Here is a 21554-nt window from a genome sequence, read left to right as displayed (position 1 = left end):
GAAGATTATATGATTTTAAAAATAAATTATGCCTTTATTTAAATCATATAAATCATTAATGCGACGCTTGGTTCTCTACTTTGCCTCTCTTAAAAACGCGCACATTAAACGCACACCTGCACCTGTTGCTCCGTAAACATTGCAGTCCCACGGGCTTTCGGTATAGGCGGTTCCTGCTATGTCAAAGTGCATCCACTTGTTTTTGTTTTCATCTTTAATGAACTTATCCAAAAACAAGCCGGCAGTTATCGCTCCACCGTAAGGCTTTGAAGCGGTGTTGCTAATGTCTGCAATCTCGCTCTTTAGAAGTTTTTTAAGATGTCTGTTAAACGGCAGCGAGCTTATCATCTCTCCAGAGTCGCCTCCTGCGCGTGAAATATCATGTTTGAGCTTATGAGAGTGCCCCATTAAGCCTGTAGTATATTGCCCAAGAGCAATCATACATGCACCGGTGAGTGTTGCAAAGTCGAAGATATAATCAGCATCTACTTTCTCCTGTGCATAGTCAAGCATGTCGGCCAGAACCAAACGACCCTCTGCATCTGTATTTCTAACCTCTATGGTTGTTTTGCTTCTTGATACAAGAATATCGTCAGGCTTGTAGGCATTTCCGCCGACCATATTTTCAACTGCACCTATAAATGCATGAACTTCGATATCTAACTTCAGTTCGCTTACTGCTTTTATAATTCCAAGAACTGCACATGCGCCTGCTTTGTCCATCTTCATCGTTACCATTGAAGTAGGAGCTTTAAGGCTTAGTCCGCCGCTGTCATAAGTTAAACCTTTTCCTACAAGCGTAACAACTTTTTTAGGATTTGCAGGTTTGTATGCAAGATGAACAAGTGCGCTTCCATGAACAGAGGCACGTCCGACTGCCAGCATTGCGTTCATATTCTCTTTTGCCAAATCATCTTCTTGAAGAATATTGCACAAAAGTGAGTTATCATAAGCTAAAGTTTGAGCCGCATGTGCCAATGTCTGAGGATTTATCTCTTGCGGAGCTCTGTTTACGATATCGCGTGTGTAACATGTAGCATTTGCAATAATAAGCGCTTCGTTGAAAATAGTCTCAAGTTCGCCAAGCTCAAAATCGTCTATAGCAAAAGATATCTCCTCTAATGCTGCTTTTTTTGGCTCAGATTTATATTCATTAAACTCATATCCGCCTAAAACAATACCTTCTACCAAAGCGCTTAATGTAGATTTACCTATAACGCTCATCTTTGCTGATTTGTAGTTTGAAGATTTAAGCATTTTTATCATGCAAGACGCCGCACTTCTAACGTCATCGCTTTTTTTGCTCTCTATCCCGCAGAAAAGAGTCGCTTTCTCATACAAAAAGCATGTTGTGTCCTGTTCAGCTTTAAAGCCTGCATTTTGGAGTATTTTGGCTTTTTTGTGATTTGGAAGCTCATCTTTTGTTAAAAATTCTACTAATATCTCTGAATCTATATCTGATATTTTTTTATCTACTAGTTTGATATTCATTTTTTTTCCTATTTGTCAAAGTTTAGCAACTGTTTTGCCTGCATCATATCTTTATCGCCACGTCCTGATAGATTTACGATAACAAGTTTGTCTTTAATGTTTGGCATTTTTTTAAGATATGCCACTGCATGAGCAGTCTCAAATGCGGGAATAATCCCCTCTTTTTGTGAGAGCCATACAAACGCGTCAAGCGCCTCTTTGTCTGTAATATAGTCGTAGCTTACAGATTTGTTGTCGTGGTGAAACGCATGCTCAGGTCCGATTCCAGGGTAGTCAAGTCCAGCTGAAATTGAGTGGGCTTCAAGTATCTGTCCGTCATCATCTTGAAGCAGATAACTCATCTGCCCATGCAATACTCCCGGACGTCCCTGATTTAGAGAACATCCATGCTCGCCTGAGTCTATGCCGTGACCGCCGGCTTCTATGCCGATACATCTAACCTCTTTGTCTTCTAAAAAGTGCTGAAAAGTCCCAATGGCGTTGCTTCCGCCGCCGATACATGCAATTACGTAATCGGGAAGACGCTTCTCCTTTTCAAGTATCTGAGCTCTTGCTTCATAGCCGATGATAGCCTGAAAATCCCTAACCATCATAGGATATGGGTGCGGACCTGCAACCGTTCCGATTATATAAAAAGTGTCTCTTGCATTTGTAACCCAGTGGCGAATTGCGTCATTCATTGCATCTTTTAGAGTTTTGCTTCCGCTCTCAACGGAGTTTACTTTCGCACCTAGAAGTTTCATACGAAAAACGTTGAGCTCCTGACGTGCAACATCCTTTGCACCCATAAATATCTCGCACTCTAAACCTAAAAGTGCGCAAATCGTAGCAGTTGCAACGCCGTGCTGACCCGCACCTGTCTCAGCTATGATTTTTTTATATCCTAATCTCTTTGCCATAAGCCCTTGCGCGATTACGTTGTTTACTTTGTGCGCGCCTGTATGGTTTAAATCTTCTCTTTTGAGATATATTTTTGCGCCAATTTCATCTGAGAGATTTTTAGCAAAATAGAGCGGAGAAGGGCGTCCTACATAATCTTTGAGATAGTAGTCGACCTCGCTCCAGAAATCTTTGTCAAAGCGGATGTTTTTGTACTCTTCTTCAAGTTTTAGAAGTGCCGGCATTAAGGTCTCTGGAGCGTATCTGCCGCCAAAAATCCCAAAATGTCCGTTTAAATCTGGATCAAATTTTGAAGGGGAAGGAATATACATCAGTTTACCTCAATCAAAGAGTATACGTTTGTAATCTCTTTTAAATTTTTTTGTCCGTCTAAAAAGTTTAGACCGATAATAAAACAAGCTTCCAGACATGAGGCACCTGCTTGATTTATAAGCTTTGCGGCAGCTCTTGCAGTCCCTCCCGTTGCAATCAAATCGTCCATAAGAAGAACTTTTGCATTTGGAATTGCGCTAAAAGCATCAATATGAACCTCTATCTCGTCCATACCGTATTCGAGAGAATATTTTTCGCTGATTGTAGTGTATGGAAGCTTCCCTTTTTTGCGAATAGGAACAAAACCTATGCCTAGCATCTGTGCAAGCGCAGCACCGAAAATAAAGCCTCTTGCGTCGATGCCTGCAATATAGTCTAGGTTATACTCTTTATATCTCTGATAGAAGTGGTTCATGGTTACGCCAAACGCCTCTTTGTCGCCCAGAAGTGTGGTGATATCTTTAAATACAATGCCCTGCTTTGGAAAGTCTTTTATATCTCTTATGGAGTTTTCTATGATTTTTCTTTCAGTGCTGCTAAGTGTCATATCCTGTCCTTATGTTATAGCAGAGCGTCTATACGACTCTCTAGTGCTTTTATTTTGTTGTTTAGGCGATCTGTCTCTTGTCTATGCTTGGTATTTCTCTGTTTTAAAACTTTAAGCTCATTTCTTAGTTTTGTCAACTCATCACTCAAAATATCAACATTCCCAAGCGCGCGCTGAAGCTGTATCTGATACTTTCTTATAAGTATCTCCGCTTCTTGGAGAGTAAGTTTCATCAAGTCGTTGCTTCTTTGTTCTTTACTTGTGATACTTTTGAAGTAAAACATCTTTACAAAGAGGTAAACAGAGACGATAGAGAGCACGGTTAAAAGTGACCATTCAACAAACATGTTTTTTCCTTTTATACCATTAAGGATTAATGGCTTCGATTTTTTCTACACGTCCGCTATGACGCCCGCCCTCAAAACTGCCGCATATCCAAGCATCTATGATAGACTCTGCAACGCCTTTGCCTATTATTCTCTCTCCAAAACATAGCACATTTGCATCGTTGTGTCCGCGGGCAACAGTTGCGGTATAGGCGTCATGACAGAGTGCTGCGCGGATGCCGCTGTGTCTGTTTGCTGTCATGCTCATTCCTATGCCTGAACCGCAAATAAGTATGCCGTGTGAATTTTTATCAGCCAAAACAGCTTCGCAAACCTTTATGGCATAATCAGGGTAGTCAACTCTATCTTTAGAAAATGGTCCCAAATCTATAACTTCGTGACCTTTCTCTTTTAATAGCTCAACCGTATAATCTTTAAGATCCACCCCTGCGTGGTCAGTTGCAATGTAAAACTTCATTTTCTCCCTTTTTTTATGATAACAGCAGACTTAAAATTGTCTGTACAGGCATTATTAATACGTAATTCTTTAACGGTGTCATAAGAATAATTAAGACTATAATTATTCCATATCTTTCATTTTTATAGAAGAATTCCGCTACGGAATCTATCTTATACTTCATCGCCAAGTGCATAATAAAATGAGCACCGTCAAATTGCGGTATAGGAAGAAGGTTGAAGACCCCTAAGACTACATTAATTATCAGCAGCTGAAATATAAATAGATAAGCAAAAATATAGAGTAGCCCATCTGTATTTGTCGGCTGGCTCATAGAGACAATAAAGATTGATGCGACAAGAGCAAGTGTAAAGTTATAAACTATTCCTGCCAAATCTACTTGCATCGCTCCGTTGTATCCTGCTCTTGCTACTACTGTTGCCATATTAATCGGTACGGGTTTTGCCCAACCGAATAAAAAGCCGCTATCCGCTCCCATAAGCATCGGCAGAAAATAGGTAGCAGCTGGTACAAGAATTGTGCCGACCAAATCTACATGTACTAATGGATTTATAGAGAGTCTGCCCGCGTTTTTAGCGGTTGTATCACCGTACATGTTAGCTATCCATCCGTGCATTATCTCATGCCCGATAATAGCTACTGCAAGTGCAACTACAGCTGCTAAAATTTTTATTAAATCAATAGATTCCATAATCATCTTTATCGTGTTTTATTCTCTCTGCCACTGCTTTGTCAAGCAGCACAGGAGACTCCAAGTCGGTAGGAGTTTTTCCTATGCGGTCCCATCTAATTTCCCAATTTTCATCAATGCTGAAATATACAAACCATGGCGTTCCCTCAATATTTTCATAAGGCACTTGACCCCAAAAACGGCTGTCGCTTGAGTGGTCACGGTTGTCTCCCATCATAAAGTAGTACTCTTTTTCTACTTTTATTGGTGCAAAGTTAAAGATAGGTTCATGAGATTCTCCACCCTCTACAATTTTATCGTCATGATGAATCCCCGGATGCTCTTTCATATAAGGATTTCTAACCCATAGTTTTCCTGCATATGGAAGAATATCATAGCCTGCAAAATGCTTCTCAATCCACTCATTTCCCTCGCTGAAGTGGATGTATAGGTCTTTGTGAAGAACAAAGAGTTCATCATCAGGTATAGCCACGCATCTCTTTACGAAGTGCTGTTTTGTGTTGTGCGGCGGTCTGAATATTACAATGTCACCGCGTTTAGGTGTATCGCCGTCCATCAAACGAAGTCTATCGCTCCATGGCATGACAGATACTTCCAAAAACGGAAGGTGCGGCATAGGTATGCCGTATGCAAATTTTTTGGCAAAAAGGTGATCTCCTATTAGCAGAGAGTCTTTCATTGAGCCGCTTGGTATTTTAAAAGCCTGAGCGATAAAAAATATAACAAAAAGAACAATTATAATTGTTCCCGTCCATGAGTTTGAAAATTTGTATGTTTTGTGTAAAATCTCTTTCATTTACTCTCTTTCGTTTGCGTGCGCTTTTGCGGCTTTTAACGTATTGCTAAGAAGCATAGCGATTGTCATGGGTCCAACTCCGCCTGGAACAGGAGTGATATATGAGCATTTTTTGCTTACTTTTTCAAAATCCACGTCACCTACAAGCTTGCCGTCATCTGTGCGGTTGATACCGATATCTACAATGATAGCGCCATCTTTTACCATATCTTCTTTTATTAGATTTATGACGCCGACTCCTACAAAAAGGATATCCGCATTAAGTGTGTGTTTTTTCAAATCATCCGTAAAAATATGGCAAATCTCAACCGTTGCATTGGCATTTAGAAGCAGTGAAGCCATCGGCTTTCCTACAATATTTGATGCGCCGACAACTACACAGTTTTTTCCCTTTACATCTATGTTGTACTCATCTAAAAGTTTCATGACACCAAGCGGAGTACATGGAACAAAGCCGTCAAGTCCCGTTGTCAGTCTGCCGACATTGTACGGATGGAAGCCGTCTACGTCTTTACTTGGCTCTACAAGCTCTAGTATTTTTGTTGTATCTATCTGTTTTGGGAGAGGAAGCTGAATAAGAATACCGTCGATATTTGGGTTGTTATTCATCATCTTAATCGTGTTCTCGATCGCTGATTGTGAGATGTCGTTTGGCATCTCGTGTGTAACTGAGTAAAAACCTGCTCTGTCACACGCTTTTTTCTTCATTTTTACATAAGCCGCGCTTGCTGGGTCTTGACCTACTAAAATAACGGCAAGCCCAGGAACCAAACCCGTTTTGTTTTTTAAATTCTTTGCTTCGTTAACTATTTCTGCTTCAATTTTTGTTGAGAGTGCTTTTCCATCAAGAAGTTGCATTTAAACCTCATAATATTATTTTTTTGTTATTATACCTTTATATATTAAAGGATGGCTTTATGTGGAGTGTTTTGTTTATATTGCTGCCGATTTCTCTGCTGGCAAAGAGCAGTTTCATTACGCCTATGGAGTACTCTTCCTCGCTTTACAAAAATCCAAGAGGCATAGGATGCTATAAGTGTCATGGTGAAGCCGGAGAGGGCAAGCTGGTCGCAAAATATGAGCATAAGAAAGAGCAAAAATTTTTTATAGGTCCGCCTATAAACAGTATTGATTTTAATCAATTTTACAGAGCTTTAAACGTAAGAAAAAACGGGATGCCAAGATACTTCTTGACAGAGGGAGAGATAAAGGCGCTGTATTTTTATCTGCAAGAGAAGAAAAAAGGGAGCGGTGCGAATGTTAAATAATTATGAAGAAGTAAAAGCAGCGTACGAGAGAAGAGATTTGGCTGCATTAGATGCGTTGGCGAGCCCTACCTACAGAATGGTAAATAAAAGAAAAGATTTTCGCTCCGCATTGATGCTCTCGTGCAACAATCTAGACCATTTAATGAAGATAGACTCTGTTGAGGCGGACTGCATAATTTTAAATCTTGAAGATGGCGTAAGCAAGGAAGATAAGCCGTTTGGACTTGTTTTATGCGCTATTTTTCTCTCCCACCATAAGAGATGCGATAAGAAGCTGATTGTTCGTGTAAATCCTCTGATTGAAGGCGGATATGAGGAGATTACATATCTAAACCAGTTTATGCCAGATGCCATCAGAGTTCCAAAAATAAGAAACGTAAAAGAGGTAGAGTCTGTTTATGAGCTCTTAGATGAAAAAACAGAACTTCACTTATCTATAGAGACAAGTGGTGCGTGGGCTAATTTGTATCAGTTGAAAATTGACAAAAAAGTTACTACCTTTTATCTTGGAATTTTAGACCTCTTTGCTGATATGAATCTGCCTCAGAGTCTGATAAGAAGAGAGAACCCAATAGTGCTTCATATTTTGTCGCAATTTTTAGTAACATGTAGAATTCTCGGAGCAAGGCCTGTCTCTTTTGTGTTTCAGGATTTTAAAAATCTAGAAGAGTTTGAAAAATGGATAGCTTTGGAGAAGAGCATGGGTTACGATGCCAAAGGGTGTATCTCTCCAGAGCAGGCAAAGCTTGTAAATAAGATGTTTGCAGATGATGAGAGAGAGATGATAAGAGCAAAAACTATTATCAGACTATTTGAGCTAAAAAGAGAAGAGGGCATTACCGGTTTTGAAGACGAGCAGTTCGGATTTATCGATGAACCTATCTATAAAGGGGCTTTAGCACTTTTTAATAAAAACAGCTAAACATACCCGTTTTAGCTATCTTGCAAGATTGTAAAATACGTTATATCTTATTAAAATCTTCTCATTAGGCCTTGGGTAACGGCTATAGGCAAACTCTATAGTCTCTTGTGTAGTTTGGTCGAGTATCTGGTATCCGCTTGATTGCAGAAATTTAAAGTTCGTCATATCTCCGTTTGGATGGAGATAAAATTCAACTATGTTTACCCTGTTTACGTTCATATCGTGGCGCAGGTTTACTCTTGCGATTCTGTTTAAAATCTCTTGCGTAATTCTTCTCATAATCTCTTGATTGTCAATGAGATATTTTTGCTGCCCAGATGTCAGTTTGCCAAACTCATCTCCATAGAGCTCTTTGAGGTCTGTATTGCCAATACTGCTGCCGGCAGTTTGTTTAACACTTTTTTCTTTAGCCTCTTCTGCTGATTTATCCTCATAAAGAAAGCCCATTGGATCTTTTTTCTTTTCTTCTTCTTCAGAAATAAGAGGTATATATGGCTTAGTAAGAGGAAGAGGCTCTGTTTTTGGAGCTCTCTCTCTCTTTGGCTCCTCTTTTTGCACTCTGTTTAGATGAGTGGGTGCCTCATCTTTTGCCTCATATTTTATAGGCGGCTTTTTTGCCGGATTGACTATCTCTTTTAGCTGAGAGCCTTTTGGCATAGGCGGAGCCATTAGCGGCTCTTTTTTTACAGTCTCTTTTGTCTCCCCGACTTTGTCAATTTTTTTTGTTACCTCTTTTAGTGAGACTTTAATTTTGTTCTCTTTGGGTTTTTGTCCTTTTTCTATTTCAGGGGTAATTGTTCCTAAAAACCAAAAAAATAGAAGTAGCAGAAGATGGATTAAAATGGCGACAAAGAGTGCAAAATGTGAACGATTCAAGCTATTCCGTTTACTTATAAAATTTTGGACAATTATAACTAATATAGATTAATACAACTTTGCTATAATGACAAAAAAATATTAAGGTAATTTCTATGAGTATAAGCGGTTCGGTAAAAGCTTTTGAGCAAGCACAAAGTTTAATTCCAGGGGGAGTGAACTCTCCTGTTAGAGCATTTGGAAGTGTCGGGGGAACACCTATCTTTATTGCAGAGGGCAAAGGCGCATATTTAACAGATATTGATGGAAACAGGTATGTAGATTATGTTCAGAGTTGGGGTCCTCTGATTTTTGGACACAGAGACGAGTCAATTGAAAATGCGGTAATAGAGGCTGTTAAACACGGTCTTAGTTTTGGCGCACCTACGCAGGCAGAGAGTGATTTGGCGCAGCTTGTCATCTCTATGTTTGATTCAATAGAGAAGATAAGATTTGTAAGCAGCGGAACAGAGGCGGTCATGAGCGCTATTCGTCTTGCTCGCGGATTTACAAACCGTGATGATATTGTAAAGTTTGTTGGCTGTTACCACGGACACAGTGATTCACTTTTGGTTCAAGCAGGAAGCGGAGCGGCAACTTTTGGAAATCCAAGCTCACCGGGCGTGCCTGCCGACTTTACAAAGCATACTCTTTTGGCTACATATAATGATATCGAGAGCGTAAAGAAGTGTTTTAATGATTCTAAAAATATTGCATGTGTAATTATAGAACCAATAGCAGGAAATATGGGGCTTGTTCCTGCTGATAAAGAGTTTTTGCATGAATTAAGAGAGTTGTGTGATGCAAATGGCACTCTTCTTATTTTTGATGAAGTTATGAGCGGTTTTCGTGCGACGCTGCATGGTGCAGAATCAATTACAGGCGTAAAGCCTGATATTGTTACACTTGGAAAAGTAATTGGGGGCGGTATGCCGGTCGGCGCTTTTGGCGCAAGAGCGGAAATCATGGCTAAACTCTCGCCTGAAGGACCTGTTTATCAGGCAGGTACACTAAGTGGAAATCCTGTTGCAATGGCTGCAGGACTTGCAGCAATCACAAAACTAAAAAAGAATGCCGAGGTTATATCTGTGTTAAATGAGCGTGCAAAAAGATTGGTTGAGGGAATGCAACAAGAGGCATCCGCATGCGGTATAACTATGCAGATAGATACAAGAGGGAGTATGTTTGGCTTCTTTTTTAACGAAAAGCCTGTTAAAAACTTTGCAGATGCGTGCAGCTCTGATGCAAAACTTTTTGCAAAATTTCACTCTATGATGCTCTCAAAAGGGTTCTACTTTGCATGTTCACTCTACGAAACAGGTTTTATTTCAACTGCTACAACGGATGAGATGATTGAAGATACGATTAAAGCCAGTGCGGAAGTATTTAAAGAGATAAAAAACAATGGATAATAAAAATAAAAGCGAACAAGAGACTCCAAAAATAAAACCGATTATTGAGGCGGCAGATTCCCTCTCTCTTGGAATCTCAATTGTCGTAGCAGTCGTTATGGGTGTCGGAATAGGTATTTTGCTTAAAAAATTTACAGGAATTGGCTGGACGCTATGGATAGGCGTTTTTATAGGTGTAGCTGCTGCCGTGCTTAATGTTTACAAGGCATACTCTAAACAGTACAAAGAGTATGAAGAACTGGCAAAAAAGCCACGTTACGCCATTAAAAAGCAGCTTCAAGACGACGAAGATGATGAGGATTATGGTGAAAAAAAATATTAAGGTTTTTGTCGTAATTGAATTTTTAATTCTCTTGTCGGCATTAATCAAATTTGAATTTTTCATCAATCTTCAAGTCGCATTTTTAAGCAGTTTTTTTATCATTGCAGGCTCTGCGTACGCCTATAAAAGAATGATAAAAAATCAGGTCGCGCTTGAAAATGTAGATGAAAAAAGAGATATTTTAGACGAGATTGAAGATCCGTATGAACTCTACGAAGAAGCGGAGACAAACAGCGCTGCAGATGCGGAGCTGGACCTAAAAGCAATCGTTAAAGAGGAGAAGAAAAAGATAAAGATTCTAGATTTAAGAGAGATTAAAAAAGGCGCTAAAGCCGGAATTTCTCTATATAGACTAGTTCCATATCTGTTTTTAATTATTGGATTTATTGCGCTTAAAAATAATGCCCTTTTGGACATATCTATCTATCTTCCATCCCTGCTCACTGGCATATTGGCGGGCTATTTTATCTCAAAAGAGTTATAGCAGGCGCGCCTAGGATGTAATCATAGGTATGTTTATCGTTATCTTCTTTTTGATATCTATGTAGAAGTTTGTATTTGCAGCTAAAACTTTCAGTTCATTAACTCTCTCTTCATCTATACTCTGTGAACTTATCTCAACTGAAAAAATACTATATTTTTTATCCTCAAACTTTACATGTTCGCCGACTCTGTAGAATATCTTTGTCGATATCTTCTCATTTTTATCAAAGCAAGAGTAGATTTTATTGAGAATTTTTATAAAGTTGTTGGAGTCTATAATGACTTCAGGAATTGTAGGGTCAAAATCTTTTTTAAAAACAATTTTTGAGTTTATGGAGTATGTGAGAATGCATAAGTCAACAAGCGCATATATATTTGCCGATTCGCCGCCAAGCTTAGGTTTGTTTAGTTTGAAAGAGGGCACCTGATATAGCTTGATTCCAATAGCTTCATCATTCTCATACCCGACGGTTATTGCAAAAAATTTGTAACGTCCTAAATCAAGCTCTAAAAATGTTGTTTTAAATCCGTAAGAGTGATTTGCATAGGTACTTGCGATACCAAAGAGCTCTTCTGTGGTGATTGCGCCAAGCAGAAACTGAGCTTCTGCATTTAACGATAAAACCTTTCCGCTCGAACTAAAGAGTACGAACGGGTTGTAATCGTACTCTATCCATTGCTGCTCAAATGTCATGCTAAATCTACTACTCTTCTATGTAATTTTTAAGTTTTCTTCCAACTTTAGGGTGTTTGAGCTTTTTAATTGCGCTTGATTCAATTTGGCGAACTCTTTCACGTGTTACGTTAAGCTCTTTGCCTATCTCTTCTAGCGTTCTGTCAGACTCATCGTCCATGATTCCAAAGCGGAGTTTTATAACTGCTTTCTCTCTTTCGTTTAGCTGCTCTAAAACGCTCTCTATCTGAACTCTCAGATCATCTTTTAGTATCGCATCTGAAGGTGAGAGTGACATCTTATCTTCAATGAAGTCACCAAAACGTCCGTCATCTTCACTTCCTATAGGAGCTTCAAGGCTTATCGGCTCTTTTGTGATTTTAATTACATTTTTAACTTTTTCAACAGACAGTCCGACCTCTTGTGCGATTATCTCAACATCAGGCTCTCTTCCATGCTCTTGAAGATGCTTGCGCATAATTTTATTGATGCGGTTAATGGTCTCTATCATGTGGATAGGAATACGAATAGTTCTTGCCTGATCCGCAATTGCGCGAGAAATAGCTTGGCGAATCCACCATGTGGCATATGTTGAGAATTTATACCCTTTTTGGTACTCAAATTTATCAACCGCTTTCATAAGTCCGATATTTCCCTCTTGAATAAGGTCAAGGAAAGGCAATCCTCTGTTTGTATATCTTTTTGCAATAGATACAACTAGCCTGAGGTTTGATTTTGCCATCTTTGTTTTTGATATTTCGGAGATATTTTTACCGCGTTTAATCTGTTCTAAAATATCTGCGAGTTTTTCAGGCTCCATACTGAAGCTGTTTTTTGAAGCCTCTTTAGTTTGGACAAGTTTTTTTATCTCCATATATGTGCTTACCATAGTAGCCTCAGGCACCATAGCTGCAATATCTTCTTTGTTTAAGTCGCAAATTTTTTCAACTAAAATTTTATGGTTTGCTTTTAGAGTTGAGTTGAAAAGAGGAAGTTTATACTCAAGTCTTTTTAACTCTTTGTCATACCCCTCATCGCTCTTAAGTGCCGTCTCCATTGCTTTAACAAGTTCATTTATAAGCTTTGACGTAGGTCCGAGATCTAATAATTTCTCTTTTAAAACGCCTTTTTTATAGGTAACGCTCAAGAAGTGCAGAACAGTTTCAGGGGTAACTTCTCCATCACCGTTTTCAGCTGTTTTTTCCGCTAATTTAACCCACTCTTTTTTAGCTTTTTCAAGAGCTTTAAAGCTTGTGGTAACTTTTTCAACTCTGCTTTTGTCTTTTACGGTCAGTGTCTTCTTGACCTCTTCATACTCGTTATCTTCAATATCTTCTTCATCATTTATTTCTGAATCGTCCGTATCATCTTTTTCATCCTCAAAGCTTTTGAAGAGCTCTTTTACTCTTCTCTCTCTATTGATAAGAGGCTCTCTGTAGTCTAAAATAAAGTCTATGAGATATGGAACCGAGCATATAGCATCAATAATAATGCTTTCGCCGCCTTCGATTTTTTTTGATATCTCAATCTCCTCTTCTTTTGTTAGAAGCGGAATCTGTCCCATTTCACGAAGGTACATGCGAACTGGGGAGTCAGAGCGAGACCACTCAAGAAGCTCATGCTCTTTTAGTATGTCAAAACTGTCCGTTTCGTTATTTTCAATCATCTTTCTTTGGGCACTTCTTCTAGCCTCTGCTTCTTTGTCGTTTAGCAGTTTTGCATGCTCTGATGATGTATATATGCAAGCTTTGTGTTTTTGTATAAGTTTATGAATATTTGTTGCTTGGGCTAAAGTCGGCTGTTTATCAAAAAGTTCTATTAGTGACTCATAGGTAGAGCACTCTTTCGGTTTTTGATTTGTGAAGAATAATTCGATAGCTTTGTTGAGTTCTTTAGCTGTCATGGATGAGTGCGCCTTGTTTGGTTGAATTAAGATTTTTCAAAAGTGGATTATACCCAAAAAGTCTTAACAATTTCTTCCTTAAATATTGGAACATAGTTTGCTTAACTTGAAAAAAATGAGAACTAAAGGTATTAAATGCAAAGCGGATATTACTCTTCGGCGGCTGGAATGGTTACTCAGTTCAATCGTCTTGATACTATTGCAAACAATCTTGCCAATGTTAATACGGTAGGCTTTAAAGAGGATAATCTTGTAGTTGGCGATTTTATGCGCCTCTACAAAGAGTCGAGAGATGAGTTGCCAAATCAAAATCAAACAAAAGAAGCGGCACAATTTTTAAACAGAGCTATGAACAAAGCCCCGCAAATTGTAGATGCGTATACCGACCACTCTGTCGGCAACATGCAAAAAAGCTCAAATCCTCTCGATGTGGCTCTTTCAAAAGAGGGACTCTTCTTTTTGGTAAAAACACCTGAGGGTCTTAGATTAACCAGAGACGGAACATTTACAAAAAATGACGAAGGAAAACTGATAACTAAGAGCGGATATGAGGTTCTTCCAAGTGACTACTTTATAACAAATCAGCCAATTATGTTTAATCAAGAGGATAGCATCATTGAGATAGACAAAAACGGACAGATTTTTACGGATATTCCAAATAGCGTAAACCTTACTCCGGGCTCAAAACTTTTTATAGTACAACCTGACAATGTTGCACTATTAAAAAAAGAGGGCAATGGTCTTTATAGATATGATGACATGGGGGAGTTTGAGAATTTTGACCAAAGTGGAGCTGTTATGCAGGGTTTTGTGGAGAAGAGCAACGTAAATGCCGTAAAGATGATGACACAAATGATAGAGACAAACCGTCTTGTCGGAATGTATCAAAAAGCAATGGATACGCAAATGAACGATATGAACCGCGATGCAATTGAAAAATTAGCTAAAAAAGCTTAAGGAGTTTAGACAATGATGCAATCACTTTATACTGCTTCAACAGGAATGTTGGCTATGCAGACACAGATAGATACTACGGCGAACAATATTGCCAACGTAAATACAATTGGTTTTAAAAAATCTCGCGCCGAGTTCGCCGACCTTATGTATAAGGTTATGGAGTATGCAGGAACATCAACAAGTGATGTTACTAAAAGTCCAACGGGCATAGAAGTCGGTCTAGGTTCTCGTCCTACTGCTATCAATAAGATATTTTCAGAGGGAAGTTTGAAGCAGACGGACAATCAGCTTGACTTAGCGGTAACCGGCAGAGGTTTTTTTAAGCTTGAACTGCCTGATGGAACAGAAGTTTACTCAAGAAACGGCGCATTTAAGATTGATGAAAACGGAACAATAGTCAACAGCGACGGATATAGACTTGTTCCTGAAGTTGTTATTCCGCCTGATGCTACAAATATCAGTGTAGGTACTGATGGAACGGTGACGGTTGTTCAAGCTGGCCAGATACAGGCAACACAGATAGGGCAGGTTACATTAACAAACTTCATAAACCCTGCAGGTCTTCACTCTATGGGAGACAATCTTTATATCGAGACTGACAGCTCAGGTCAGCCCGTTGAGGGAACTCCAGGACTGGATGGTCTTGGAGTGTTAAGACAAGGTTTTGTTGAGCTTAGCAATGTTGAACTTGTCGTTGAATTAACAGACCTAATTACGGGTCAAAGAGCTTATGATTCAAACTCAAAAGTAATCACAACAAGTGATGAAATGCTTCAAACAACAAATAATCTAAAGCGATAGCAACTCCTTAAACCAACTTGATACGAATTAATATTAAGTTGGTTTCATAGGTTTTTTATTTCTTTGCCGCCACCTTTTATAAAACTACAATCTCATTTTGGCTATAATCACAAAAATAATTTTAAATAAAGTTAGGAATTTATATGCAAAAAGCGAATATTGATGGTAAAGTTTGGAGATTTGGAAAAGATATTGATACAGACTTAATTATAGCGGCTCGCTATTTAAACACCTCTGTTGCCGAGGAGCTTGCAAAACACGTTATGGAAGATGCAGATCCGGAGTTTGTTAAAAAAATGAGCAGAGGCGACGTTATAGTTGCCGGAGATAATTTTGGGTGCGGAAGTTCACGCGAACACGCTCCAATAGCTCTTAAGGCCGCCGGTGTGGCTGCTGTTATCGCGCCTACGTTTGCAAGAATATTTTATAGAAATGCATTTAATATGGGTCTGCCAATTTTTGAACTTCAAGAGAGTGCCGAAATTGCTGAAGGAGACGAGATAAGCGTTGACATGAATAACGGAACAATTACAAATAAAACATCAAAAAAAGTTTATAAATTTATTCCTATCCCACAGTTTATGCAAGAGCTTATAGACGCAGGCGGACTTATGAACTTTGCACAAAATGAAATTAAGGGTAAATAATGAAAACTTATAAAATTGCACTGATAAAAGGCGACGGAATCGGTCCTGAAATTATAGATGAAGCTGTAAAGGTTTTAGACGCTGTGGCTTCGTGCTGCGATATAGAGTTCTCTTACGAAGAGGCTTTAATGGGTGGCTGCGCTTATGATATGACAGGTGATCCACTTCCCCAAGAGACAATCAATATCTCACTAAACAGCGATGCGGTACTTTTTGGTGCAATCGGTGGTCAAAAATGGGACAATCTGCCTCGTGAAAAAAGACCTGAGAGTGGACTTTTAAGATTTCGTAAAGAGCTTGGAGTCTATGCAAATCTTCGCCCTGCAACAGTTTTTGACGAACTTATAAATGCTTCATCGCTTAAGCCTGAAGTTATTAAAGGCGTTGACTTAATGGTTGTGAGAGAGCTAATCGGAGGAATATACTTCGGCGAGCCAAAAGGGCGTGATGAGAACAGAGGGTGGAACACTATGGTCTACACTCGTGAAGAGATTGTAAGAATCGCTCATCAGGCGTTTAAGATTGCCATGACGAGAAGTAAAAGAGTTTGCTCTATCGATAAGGCTAACGTTTTGGATGTTTCTCAGCTCTGGAGAGAGGTTGTAATTGAAGTGGCAAAAGAGTACCCTGAAGTAGAACTCTCTCACATGTATGTTGACAATGCCGCAATGCAGCTCATCCGTGATCCTAGACAGTTTGATGTCATGCTTACAGGAAATATTTTTGGAGATATATTAAGCGATGAGGCAAGTATGCTATCAGGTTCAATCGGTCTTCTGCCATCAGCTTCGGTAGGTGCAAGGATAGGCGTTTATGAGCCTATTCACGGCTCTGCTCCAGATATTGCAGGACAAGGAATTGCTAATCCGATTGCAACGATACTATCCGCTTCAATGATGTTAAGATATGCTCTTGGTGAAAACGAGGCTGCTGATAAGATAGATTCGGCTGTAAAAAGAGCGCTTAAAGAGGGATACAGAACAAAAGATTTGGCTCAGTATGATGCCAAAGAGGTCTGCTCTACAAGTGAGATGGGTTCAATAATCGCTAACTATGCAGCAAAATGAAAACGTTAACACTAGCAAATATCTATGAACTTCAGGGGTTAAAAGAAGAGGCTCTTGAGATATATAAAGAGATTTTGAAAAAAGATTCCTCCAATAGTGATGCTAAAATTGCAATAAGAAGGCTCTCAGGCATGAGAAAAAAGTTTTTACATGTAAACAGTCAAATGAAGGATTATTTTGTAAAAATGGAAGAAGAGATTGAATTTAACGAATTTGAAAGGTGGTTATTAAAGCTATGGAATTAAAAGATGTAATCCTCTCCACTCTAGCAGAGCTGGAGGATATAAAGCCAAATGTTGATGACCAAAAAACAATAATTGATTTTGCACCAAAAGCAAAGATGGAATCTAACACAAAAATAGAGCAAAAAATAGATATAGAAGCTCAAGAAGAGCCGGTAATGAGTAACGAAATGATGTTTTTGACATCAATGCGAGAGAGATTACTAGTGCTTTTTGAGGGCTTTCAAGCGCCAAACAACACAAATATAGAAGCAAAAGTGGATATGACACTGAATTTTTTAGAGTATATTTTGGTAAGTATCGATTCTAGAGTTGAAGAGCTTGAGAGAGGAAACAGAAAATGAGCCAATACCGAGTGCTTATAGATGCAAACGACGAGAAGGGGCTTGTTCATAAAGTATCTACTGTTTTTTATCAAAATAATCTAAATATACTATCAAACAGCGAGTTTGTTGATAGAGAAAATAATAAATTTTTTATGAGAAGCGTTGTCGAGGGAGATATAGCTCTTGACAAACTGTATCAGCTTATTAATGAAGTGATGCCTCAAAATGCAAACATAGAGGTTATCGCACCTAAAAATAAAAATATAGTCATCATGGCAACAAAAGAGATGCATGCGCTTGGCGATATCTTGATACGCCATGAGGCAGGCGAATTAGAGGCAAATATTTTGGCTGTAATATCAAACTACAGCGACTTGGAATCTCTTGTCGGCAAATTTAATATCCCATTTATCGCAATTTCGCATGTTGGACTTGACAGAGACGAGCATGAGAACAAAATACTTGAGTGTATGGCTGAGTTTAACGACATTGATTATATAGTACTGGCAAAATATATGAGAATTTTAACCCCTAAGTTTATAGAGGTTTATGAGAATAGACTTATAAATATCCACCACTCTTTCTTGCCTGCATTTATTGGTGCAAACCCTTATAAGCAGGCTTATGAGAGAGGTGTTAAGATTATCGGTGCTACATCTCATTTTGTAAACAACAATCTTGATGAGGGTCCGATTATAGCTCAAGAGGTTATACATGTAGATCACGCTTACGGCTGGAGAGATATGCAGCGCTCAGGTAAAGATGTGGAAAAAGTTGTTCTATCGCGCGCTCTAAAGCTGGCTCTTGAAGATAGAATTTTTGTATATGCAAACAAAACAGTAATTTTTTAGGCAAGCAGTTGTTTAACCTAGTTTTAGTAAATCCGCAAATCCCAAACAATACCGGTGCAATAGGACGTCTATGCGTTAATGCCGGTGCATCTCTTCATCTTATAAAGCCTATTGCATTTGATATTGATGAAAAAGCCGTAAGACGTGCAGGACTTGATTATTGGCACAAACTTGATCTCCATGTTTGGGAGAGTTTGGATGATTTTTTTGCAAATAATAACATCGGCAATAATTCCCACTTTGCCACTACAAAAACAGACAGACCCTATTTTGAGGCTGAGTTTAAAGATGGCGACTATATATTTTTCGGCAGCGAAACAGCTGGAATTCCTGAGGATATATTAGATAGATACAAAGAGAAAAACATTACTATACCGATGACAAAAGAGGGCAGAAGCCTAAACTTGGCAATTAGTACAGGAATTGTCCTCTATGAGGCGATAAAACAAAACTACACCACTTTCAAGGAGCGGATGTGACTCTTTTAGATATAGCAATGATGATTTTATTTCTGATTTTTATGGTCTTTATATTTGGCGGATACCACAAAACAAAGTCGGCACATAGAGAAGCCGATGAGAAAAAAGCCAAAAATATGGATGATAGTTTCTAAAAGAGAATATCAGCCAGCTTCTCTAGAGAATTTTCAAATTTTTCAAGCAAAGTTTCTACGTTTTTTACAATAATTTTCACTCCAAATCCTTTTCGTTAATTTTCAAATAGTACAAATTTTTTCAATCAAAGATAGAAAATATTGCATTTTGTCATATAAACTTTGACTAAATTGCAAAAATATATTATAATCTTTCAAATATGAGAGATATTTAGGGGAAAGTATGAAAAATTTTCTTGAAATAGTAGAAGAGATAAAAAACATTGTCTCTACAGAGTATAACGGTAGAAAGATTTTTGACAAAGATGTTGCTGATATTTTGGGTGTAAGTCAGATGAATTTTGCCACTATGAAAAAAAGAAACAAAATTCCTTTCGGAGAACTTTTAGATTTTTGCGCAACAAAATCTATATCTATTAACTGGCTGCTTTATGGGCAATCGCCTGAGAGCCTTATAGAAGCTACAAATAGATTTTTTATGGTCAAATACTTCAGCAAAATCAACGCTTCGGCAGGCGGCGGAGCTGACTCTGATGAGGAAGAAGTGCAGGGCATAGAGATTCCGCATGAGTTTGCTATGCTGCTTGGCGGCGAGAGAGAGTTAAAAAACATAGAGGCGATAAATGTCTCAGGCGACTCCATGGAGCCTACTTTTAGCTACAATGACATAGTTTTTATAAATAGGGTAAAAACAGACCTTATAAGAGGAGGCGTTTTTACTATAAGAACAGAGGCAGGGCTATTTATTAAAAGAGTTCAAAAGAGAATAGACGGTAAAATAGACGTAATATCTGATAATCCAATCTACGCAACCCAAACCTTAAATCCCAATGAAATAGAGGTGATAGGAAGGGTTGTAAGCAGATTTGGCAGCGTTGATTAAAAGGTTTTTTAAATTGAGATATATATATATAGTTTTATCGGTAATTTTATTTGTTGGCTGTTCTTCGAGCGGAGTTGGGACAGCAGTTCATAAGATGAAAAAAGATATTTTTATAAATATCGATGAAAATCTCAGCTGTGAAGAGATGCCAAAGCAAGAGCTTGTAAGAGCATTCGAGATTGACGACTTGCAAAACATACCTCAGGATGCTGCATATTTTACGAAAAATATCTCCAATAATTCTCAGCTTTACGATATTCAAAAGAGATTTGAGGAGCACCATTTTAGCATCTGGAATATAGAGAAACCAAGAGAGGATTTAAAAGCTGTAAAGTGGCCGTTTGATGTCTACACCGTCGGTAAAAGCTACGGTGAAAATCTACAGCTGCTGGAGCAGCCTTTTTTTGAGAAGATGCTCTTTAATGCAAATTTTGACGAGTATGCTACTGTCAATGAAAGGGGAGTGACACTAAAAGAGAGCAGTGTAAGGTCGTTTCCGACAATAAGACCGCTCTTAAGAGACCCTTCTGTCGCAGGAGAGGGTTTTCCGTTTGACTATCTTCAAAATAGTGCTCTGCACGCCAATAGTCCAATATTTATTTCTCACTACTCTAAAGACAGAGAGTGGGCATATATATTTAGCAACTTTGCATCTGGATGGATTAAGACAAGCGAATTTGTAGTGCTAGAAAACGAACACGTAAGAGCTTGGCAAAAGGCGTGGCAGGTAGCTATTGTTAAGGAGAATGAGCCCATATATGATGTAGAGGGTACATTTTTATTTAAATCAAAAATAGGGATGATATTCGCTCTTATATCCGAGGATGAAGAGGCATATACTGTTCTAGCTATTTCATCTTACAAAAACTCCAAACCGCTTTTTCTAAGGTCTAAAATATCAAAAGATATAGCAACAAAAGAGATTATGAAACTAAACGATGTGAATTTAACCGCAGTTATAAACGAGGTTTCAAAAACAAATTACGGATGGGGTGGAATGTACGAACAGCGCGACTGCTCCTCCATGCTTAGAGATATGTTTGCTCCTTTTGGTATCTGGCTGCCTAGAAACTCAAATCAGCAGAGCAAAATCGGCAAGGTTATCTCTCTTGAGAGACTTAGCAACAGCGAGAAGATAAAAGTTATAAAAGAGAAAGCAGTTCCTTTTGAAACACTCCTTTATAAAAAAGGACACATTGTTCTTTATGTCGGCACATACGATGATGAGATTATTGTATTTCACAACACATGGGGCATAAAAACCAAAAAAGACGGAGTGGAGGGCAGGGTTATTATAGGAAAGCCTATCTTTAGTACACTAAAGCTCGGAAGAAATCATAAAGACTACGATGAGAGCGGAGAGCTGCTTAGAAATTTAATAAGTATGAATATTTTAACACAGCAGTGAGGCTTTGCATTAAGCTTTTGTGTCTAGAAGCGAGCCTAGCATCTCATCTTGGGTTCTGATGGCCGTAACATTTACAGCCGTAGCATTTTGCAATATTATCTGATCCGATATCTCTTTTGCCAAATCTGTCTGGCTTCTAGTTGAGCCGTTGTTATCAGCCATTCTTGTATTGGCTTTTACACCGCCCTCATTAGCCGCCATTCTCGTATCTCTTGGAATGAAACCATCACTGTTTACGTTTGCAACATTGTTCGCGTTTGTATTCATCATACTCTGATGAGCTTGAATTGATGAGATATTGTTTGATATGTTCATTGTAGACCCCTTTTCTGCTTAATGGAACTATTATAATGCCACTAAGCTAAAATAAATATAATATT

The 21554-nt window shown here is 38.6% G+C and carries 28 protein-coding genes; 16 read left to right on the top strand and 12 right to left on the bottom strand.

Annotated features, from left to right (window positions below):
* Positions 1-75: 75 nt before the first annotated feature.
* From K0A91_RS01080 to folD, 8 genes are read right to left on the bottom strand one after another with little or no spacing between them, the layout of a single operon-like run.
* Entirely contained in the window at positions 76-1491 is a 1416-nt protein-coding gene (locus K0A91_RS01080; protein WP_295007284.1) for a leucyl aminopeptidase, read from the bottom strand.
* 8 nt (positions 1492-1499) lie between these two features.
* Positions 1500-2702, bottom strand: a complete 1203-nt coding sequence (gene trpB / locus K0A91_RS01075; protein WP_295007282.1) for a tryptophan synthase subunit beta — start codon at positions 2700-2702, stop codon at positions 1500-1502.
* Positions 2702-3250 (bottom strand): adenine phosphoribosyltransferase, encoded by a 549-nt coding sequence (locus K0A91_RS01070; protein WP_295007280.1) that lies wholly within the window; start codon positions 3248-3250, stop codon positions 2702-2704. Before K0A91_RS01070 ends, trpB begins: the two co-directional genes overlap by 1 nt.
* A gap of 14 nt (positions 3251-3264) precedes the next feature.
* On the bottom strand, positions 3265-3597 hold the full coding sequence (locus tag K0A91_RS01065; protein WP_295007279.1) for a hypothetical protein: 333 nt from the start codon (positions 3595-3597) through the stop codon (positions 3265-3267).
* A gap of 19 nt (positions 3598-3616) precedes the next feature.
* On the bottom strand, positions 3617-4054 hold the full coding sequence (gene rpiB / locus K0A91_RS01060; protein WP_295007277.1) for a ribose 5-phosphate isomerase B: 438 nt from the start codon (positions 4052-4054) through the stop codon (positions 3617-3619).
* A gap of 13 nt (positions 4055-4067) precedes the next feature.
* Positions 4068-4745, bottom strand: coding sequence for a site-2 protease family protein (locus K0A91_RS01055; RefSeq protein WP_295007275.1), 678 nt, complete (start codon positions 4743-4745; stop codon positions 4068-4070).
* Positions 4732-5541, bottom strand: coding sequence for a signal peptidase I (gene lepB / locus K0A91_RS01050; protein WP_295007273.1), 810 nt, complete (start codon positions 5539-5541; stop codon positions 4732-4734). Before lepB ends, K0A91_RS01055 begins: the two co-directional genes overlap by 14 nt.
* A complete protein-coding gene (gene folD / locus K0A91_RS01045) occupies positions 5542-6399 on the bottom strand; it encodes a bifunctional methylenetetrahydrofolate dehydrogenase/methenyltetrahydrofolate cyclohydrolase FolD (protein ID WP_295007271.1) in 858 nt (285 codons plus the stop codon).
* A gap of 59 nt (positions 6400-6458) precedes the next feature.
* On the opposite strand from folD, the gene K0A91_RS01040 reads away from it, so the two are divergent.
* Together K0A91_RS01040 and K0A91_RS01035 are read left to right on the top strand one after the other, a co-directional pair.
* Positions 6459-6809, top strand: coding sequence for a c-type cytochrome (locus tag K0A91_RS01040; protein ID WP_295007269.1), 351 nt, complete (start codon positions 6459-6461; stop codon positions 6807-6809).
* Positions 6799-7731 carry an aldolase/citrate lyase family protein gene (locus tag K0A91_RS01035; protein WP_295007267.1) on the top strand — a complete coding sequence of 311 codons (933 nt, stop codon included), beginning with the start codon at positions 6799-6801 and terminating at the stop codon, positions 7729-7731. Before K0A91_RS01040 ends, K0A91_RS01035 begins: the two co-directional genes overlap by 11 nt.
* 15 nt (positions 7732-7746) lie before the next feature.
* Here K0A91_RS01035 and K0A91_RS01030 read toward each other — a convergent pair whose 3' ends face one another.
* Positions 7747-8607 (bottom strand): energy transducer TonB, encoded by an 861-nt coding sequence (locus K0A91_RS01030; RefSeq protein ID WP_295007265.1) that lies wholly within the window; start codon positions 8605-8607, stop codon positions 7747-7749.
* Between the two features lie 95 nt (positions 8608-8702).
* Between K0A91_RS01030 and hemL the strand changes: the two genes are divergently transcribed.
* The 3 genes from hemL to K0A91_RS01015 are packed head-to-tail and all read left to right on the top strand — an operon-like array spanning position 8703 to position 10804.
* Complete coding sequence (gene hemL / locus K0A91_RS01025; RefSeq protein ID WP_295007263.1) at positions 8703-9998, top strand: glutamate-1-semialdehyde 2,1-aminomutase; 1296 nt, start codon at positions 8703-8705, stop codon at positions 9996-9998.
* Positions 9991-10320 (top strand): AtpZ/AtpI family protein, encoded by a 330-nt coding sequence (locus K0A91_RS01020; RefSeq protein WP_295007261.1) that lies wholly within the window; start codon positions 9991-9993, stop codon positions 10318-10320. Before hemL ends, K0A91_RS01020 begins: the two co-directional genes overlap by 8 nt.
* Positions 10301-10804 (top strand): hypothetical protein, encoded by a 504-nt coding sequence (locus tag K0A91_RS01015; RefSeq protein ID WP_295007361.1) that lies wholly within the window; start codon positions 10301-10303, stop codon positions 10802-10804. The genes K0A91_RS01020 and K0A91_RS01015 overlap by 20 nt, the downstream gene beginning before the upstream one ends.
* Positions 10805-10813: 9 nt before the next feature.
* Here the strand turns inward: K0A91_RS01015 and K0A91_RS01010 are convergent, their stop codons facing one another.
* Together K0A91_RS01010 and rpoD are read right to left on the bottom strand one after the other, a co-directional pair.
* Positions 10814-11497, bottom strand: coding sequence for a hypothetical protein (locus K0A91_RS01010; RefSeq protein WP_295007259.1), 684 nt, complete (start codon positions 11495-11497; stop codon positions 10814-10816).
* 10 nt (positions 11498-11507) lie between these two features.
* Positions 11508-13406 (bottom strand): RNA polymerase sigma factor RpoD, encoded by a 1899-nt coding sequence (gene rpoD / locus K0A91_RS01005; RefSeq protein ID WP_295007359.1) that lies wholly within the window; start codon positions 13404-13406, stop codon positions 11508-11510.
* Between the two features lie 108 nt (positions 13407-13514).
* On the opposite strand from rpoD, the gene K0A91_RS01000 reads away from it, so the two are divergent.
* The 11 genes from K0A91_RS01000 to K0A91_RS00950 all read left to right on the top strand — a co-directional run bounded on the left by K0A91_RS01000 (position 13515) and on the right by K0A91_RS00950 (position 21174).
* Positions 13515-14336: a flagellar hook-basal body protein gene (locus K0A91_RS01000; protein ID WP_295007257.1), complete on the top strand. Its 822-nt coding sequence runs from the start codon at positions 13515-13517 to the stop codon at positions 14334-14336.
* A gap of 12 nt (positions 14337-14348) precedes the next feature.
* Positions 14349-15137, top strand: a complete 789-nt coding sequence (gene flgG, locus K0A91_RS00995) for a flagellar basal-body rod protein FlgG (protein WP_295007255.1) — start codon at positions 14349-14351, stop codon at positions 15135-15137.
* Positions 15138-15280: 143 nt separating this feature from the next.
* Positions 15281-15784 carry a 3-isopropylmalate dehydratase small subunit gene (locus K0A91_RS00990; protein ID WP_295007253.1) on the top strand — a complete coding sequence of 168 codons (504 nt, stop codon included), beginning with the start codon at positions 15281-15283 and terminating at the stop codon, positions 15782-15784.
* On the top strand, positions 15784-16851 hold the full coding sequence (gene leuB / locus K0A91_RS00985) for a 3-isopropylmalate dehydrogenase (protein ID WP_295007251.1): 1068 nt from the start codon (positions 15784-15786) through the stop codon (positions 16849-16851). The genes K0A91_RS00990 and leuB overlap by 1 nt, the downstream gene beginning before the upstream one ends.
* On the top strand, positions 16848-17096 hold the full coding sequence (locus K0A91_RS00980) for a hypothetical protein (protein WP_295007249.1): 249 nt from the start codon (positions 16848-16850) through the stop codon (positions 17094-17096). Before leuB ends, K0A91_RS00980 begins: the two co-directional genes overlap by 4 nt.
* Positions 17087-17437 carry a hypothetical protein gene (locus K0A91_RS00975; protein ID WP_295007247.1) on the top strand — a complete coding sequence of 117 codons (351 nt, stop codon included), beginning with the start codon at positions 17087-17089 and terminating at the stop codon, positions 17435-17437. Before K0A91_RS00980 ends, K0A91_RS00975 begins: the two co-directional genes overlap by 10 nt.
* The gene (purU, locus tag K0A91_RS00970) at positions 17434-18270 is read left to right on the top strand and encodes a formyltetrahydrofolate deformylase (protein ID WP_295007245.1); all 837 of its coding nucleotides are present in this window, start codon (positions 17434-17436) and stop codon (positions 18268-18270) included. Before K0A91_RS00975 ends, purU begins: the two co-directional genes overlap by 4 nt.
* 8 nt (positions 18271-18278) lie before the next feature.
* Positions 18279-18749 carry a tRNA (cytidine(34)-2'-O)-methyltransferase gene (locus K0A91_RS00965; RefSeq protein WP_295007243.1) on the top strand — a complete coding sequence of 157 codons (471 nt, stop codon included), beginning with the start codon at positions 18279-18281 and terminating at the stop codon, positions 18747-18749.
* Positions 18746-18883 (top strand): hypothetical protein, encoded by a 138-nt coding sequence (locus tag K0A91_RS00960; protein WP_295007241.1) that lies wholly within the window; start codon positions 18746-18748, stop codon positions 18881-18883. The genes K0A91_RS00965 and K0A91_RS00960 overlap by 4 nt, the downstream gene beginning before the upstream one ends.
* A 223-nt stretch (positions 18884-19106) precedes the next feature.
* Positions 19107-19766, top strand: a complete 660-nt coding sequence (locus K0A91_RS00955) for a LexA family transcriptional regulator (protein WP_295007239.1) — start codon at positions 19107-19109, stop codon at positions 19764-19766.
* A 13-nt stretch (positions 19767-19779) separates the two neighbouring features.
* Positions 19780-21174, top strand: coding sequence for an SH3 domain-containing C40 family peptidase (locus K0A91_RS00950; protein WP_295007237.1), 1395 nt, complete (start codon positions 19780-19782; stop codon positions 21172-21174).
* A gap of 9 nt (positions 21175-21183) precedes the next feature.
* On the opposite strand, the gene K0A91_RS00945 is transcribed toward K0A91_RS00950, so the two are convergent.
* Entirely contained in the window at positions 21184-21489 is a 306-nt protein-coding gene (locus K0A91_RS00945) for a hypothetical protein (RefSeq protein WP_295007236.1), read from the bottom strand.
* Positions 21490-21554 lie beyond the last annotated feature (65 nt).

Origin of the sequence: Sulfurimonas sp., assembly GCF_019429335.1 — a bacterium.
Taxonomy (GTDB): Bacteria; Campylobacterota; Campylobacteria; order Campylobacterales; family Sulfurimonadaceae; genus Sulfurimonas.
The sequence above is the reverse complement of the archived record's forward strand: the minus strand, read 5'-3'. Positions and strand labels throughout refer to the sequence as shown.

Bases quoted from the DNA above. Each gene is read 5' to 3' on its own strand.
- purU (WP_295007245.1), top strand. From the start codon at position 17,434: ATGAGCCAATACCGAGTGCTTATAGATGCAAACGACGAGAAGGGGCTT.
- hemL (WP_295007263.1), top strand. From the start codon at position 8,703: ATGAGTATAAGCGGTTCGGTAAAAGCTTTTGAGCAAGCACAAAGTTTA.
- K0A91_RS01000 (WP_295007257.1), top strand. From the start codon at position 13,515: ATGCAAAGCGGATATTACTCTTCGGCGGCTGGAATGGTTACTCAGTTC.
- K0A91_RS01015 (WP_295007361.1), top strand. From the start codon at position 10,301: ATGGTGAAAAAAAATATTAAGGTTTTTGTCGTAATTGAATTTTTAATT.
- trpB (WP_295007282.1), bottom strand. From the start codon at position 2,702: ATGTATATTCCTTCCCCTTCAAAATTTGATCCAGATTTAAACGGACAT.
- K0A91_RS01040 (WP_295007269.1), top strand. From the start codon at position 6,459: ATGTGGAGTGTTTTGTTTATATTGCTGCCGATTTCTCTGCTGGCAAAG.
- lepB (WP_295007273.1), bottom strand. From the start codon at position 5,541: ATGAAAGAGATTTTACACAAAACATACAAATTTTCAAACTCATGGACG.
- K0A91_RS00945 (WP_295007236.1), bottom strand. From the start codon at position 21,489: ATGAACATATCAAACAATATCTCATCAATTCAAGCTCATCAGAGTATG.
- K0A91_RS01020 (WP_295007261.1), top strand. From the start codon at position 9,991: ATGGATAATAAAAATAAAAGCGAACAAGAGACTCCAAAAATAAAACCG.
- K0A91_RS01035 (WP_295007267.1), top strand. From the start codon at position 6,799: ATGTTAAATAATTATGAAGAAGTAAAAGCAGCGTACGAGAGAAGAGAT.
- flgG (WP_295007255.1), top strand. From the start codon at position 14,349: ATGATGCAATCACTTTATACTGCTTCAACAGGAATGTTGGCTATGCAG.
- leuB (WP_295007251.1), top strand. From the start codon at position 15,784: ATGAAAACTTATAAAATTGCACTGATAAAAGGCGACGGAATCGGTCCT.
- K0A91_RS01080 (WP_295007284.1), bottom strand. From the start codon at position 1,491: ATGAATATCAAACTAGTAGATAAAAAAATATCAGATATAGATTCAGAG.
- K0A91_RS01055 (WP_295007275.1), bottom strand. From the start codon at position 4,745: ATGGAATCTATTGATTTAATAAAAATTTTAGCAGCTGTAGTTGCACTT.
- rpiB (WP_295007277.1), bottom strand. From the start codon at position 4,054: ATGAAGTTTTACATTGCAACTGACCACGCAGGGGTGGATCTTAAAGAT.
- K0A91_RS01065 (WP_295007279.1), bottom strand. From the start codon at position 3,597: ATGTTTGTTGAATGGTCACTTTTAACCGTGCTCTCTATCGTCTCTGTT.
- K0A91_RS00955 (WP_295007239.1), top strand. From the start codon at position 19,107: ATGAAAAATTTTCTTGAAATAGTAGAAGAGATAAAAAACATTGTCTCT.
- K0A91_RS00975 (WP_295007247.1), top strand. From the start codon at position 17,087: ATGGAATTAAAAGATGTAATCCTCTCCACTCTAGCAGAGCTGGAGGAT.
- K0A91_RS00980 (WP_295007249.1), top strand. From the start codon at position 16,848: ATGAAAACGTTAACACTAGCAAATATCTATGAACTTCAGGGGTTAAAA.
- K0A91_RS00990 (WP_295007253.1), top strand. From the start codon at position 15,281: ATGCAAAAAGCGAATATTGATGGTAAAGTTTGGAGATTTGGAAAAGAT.
- K0A91_RS01010 (WP_295007259.1), bottom strand. From the start codon at position 11,497: ATGACATTTGAGCAGCAATGGATAGAGTACGATTACAACCCGTTCGTA.
- K0A91_RS01070 (WP_295007280.1), bottom strand. From the start codon at position 3,250: ATGACACTTAGCAGCACTGAAAGAAAAATCATAGAAAACTCCATAAGA.
- folD (WP_295007271.1), bottom strand. From the start codon at position 6,399: ATGCAACTTCTTGATGGAAAAGCACTCTCAACAAAAATTGAAGCAGAA.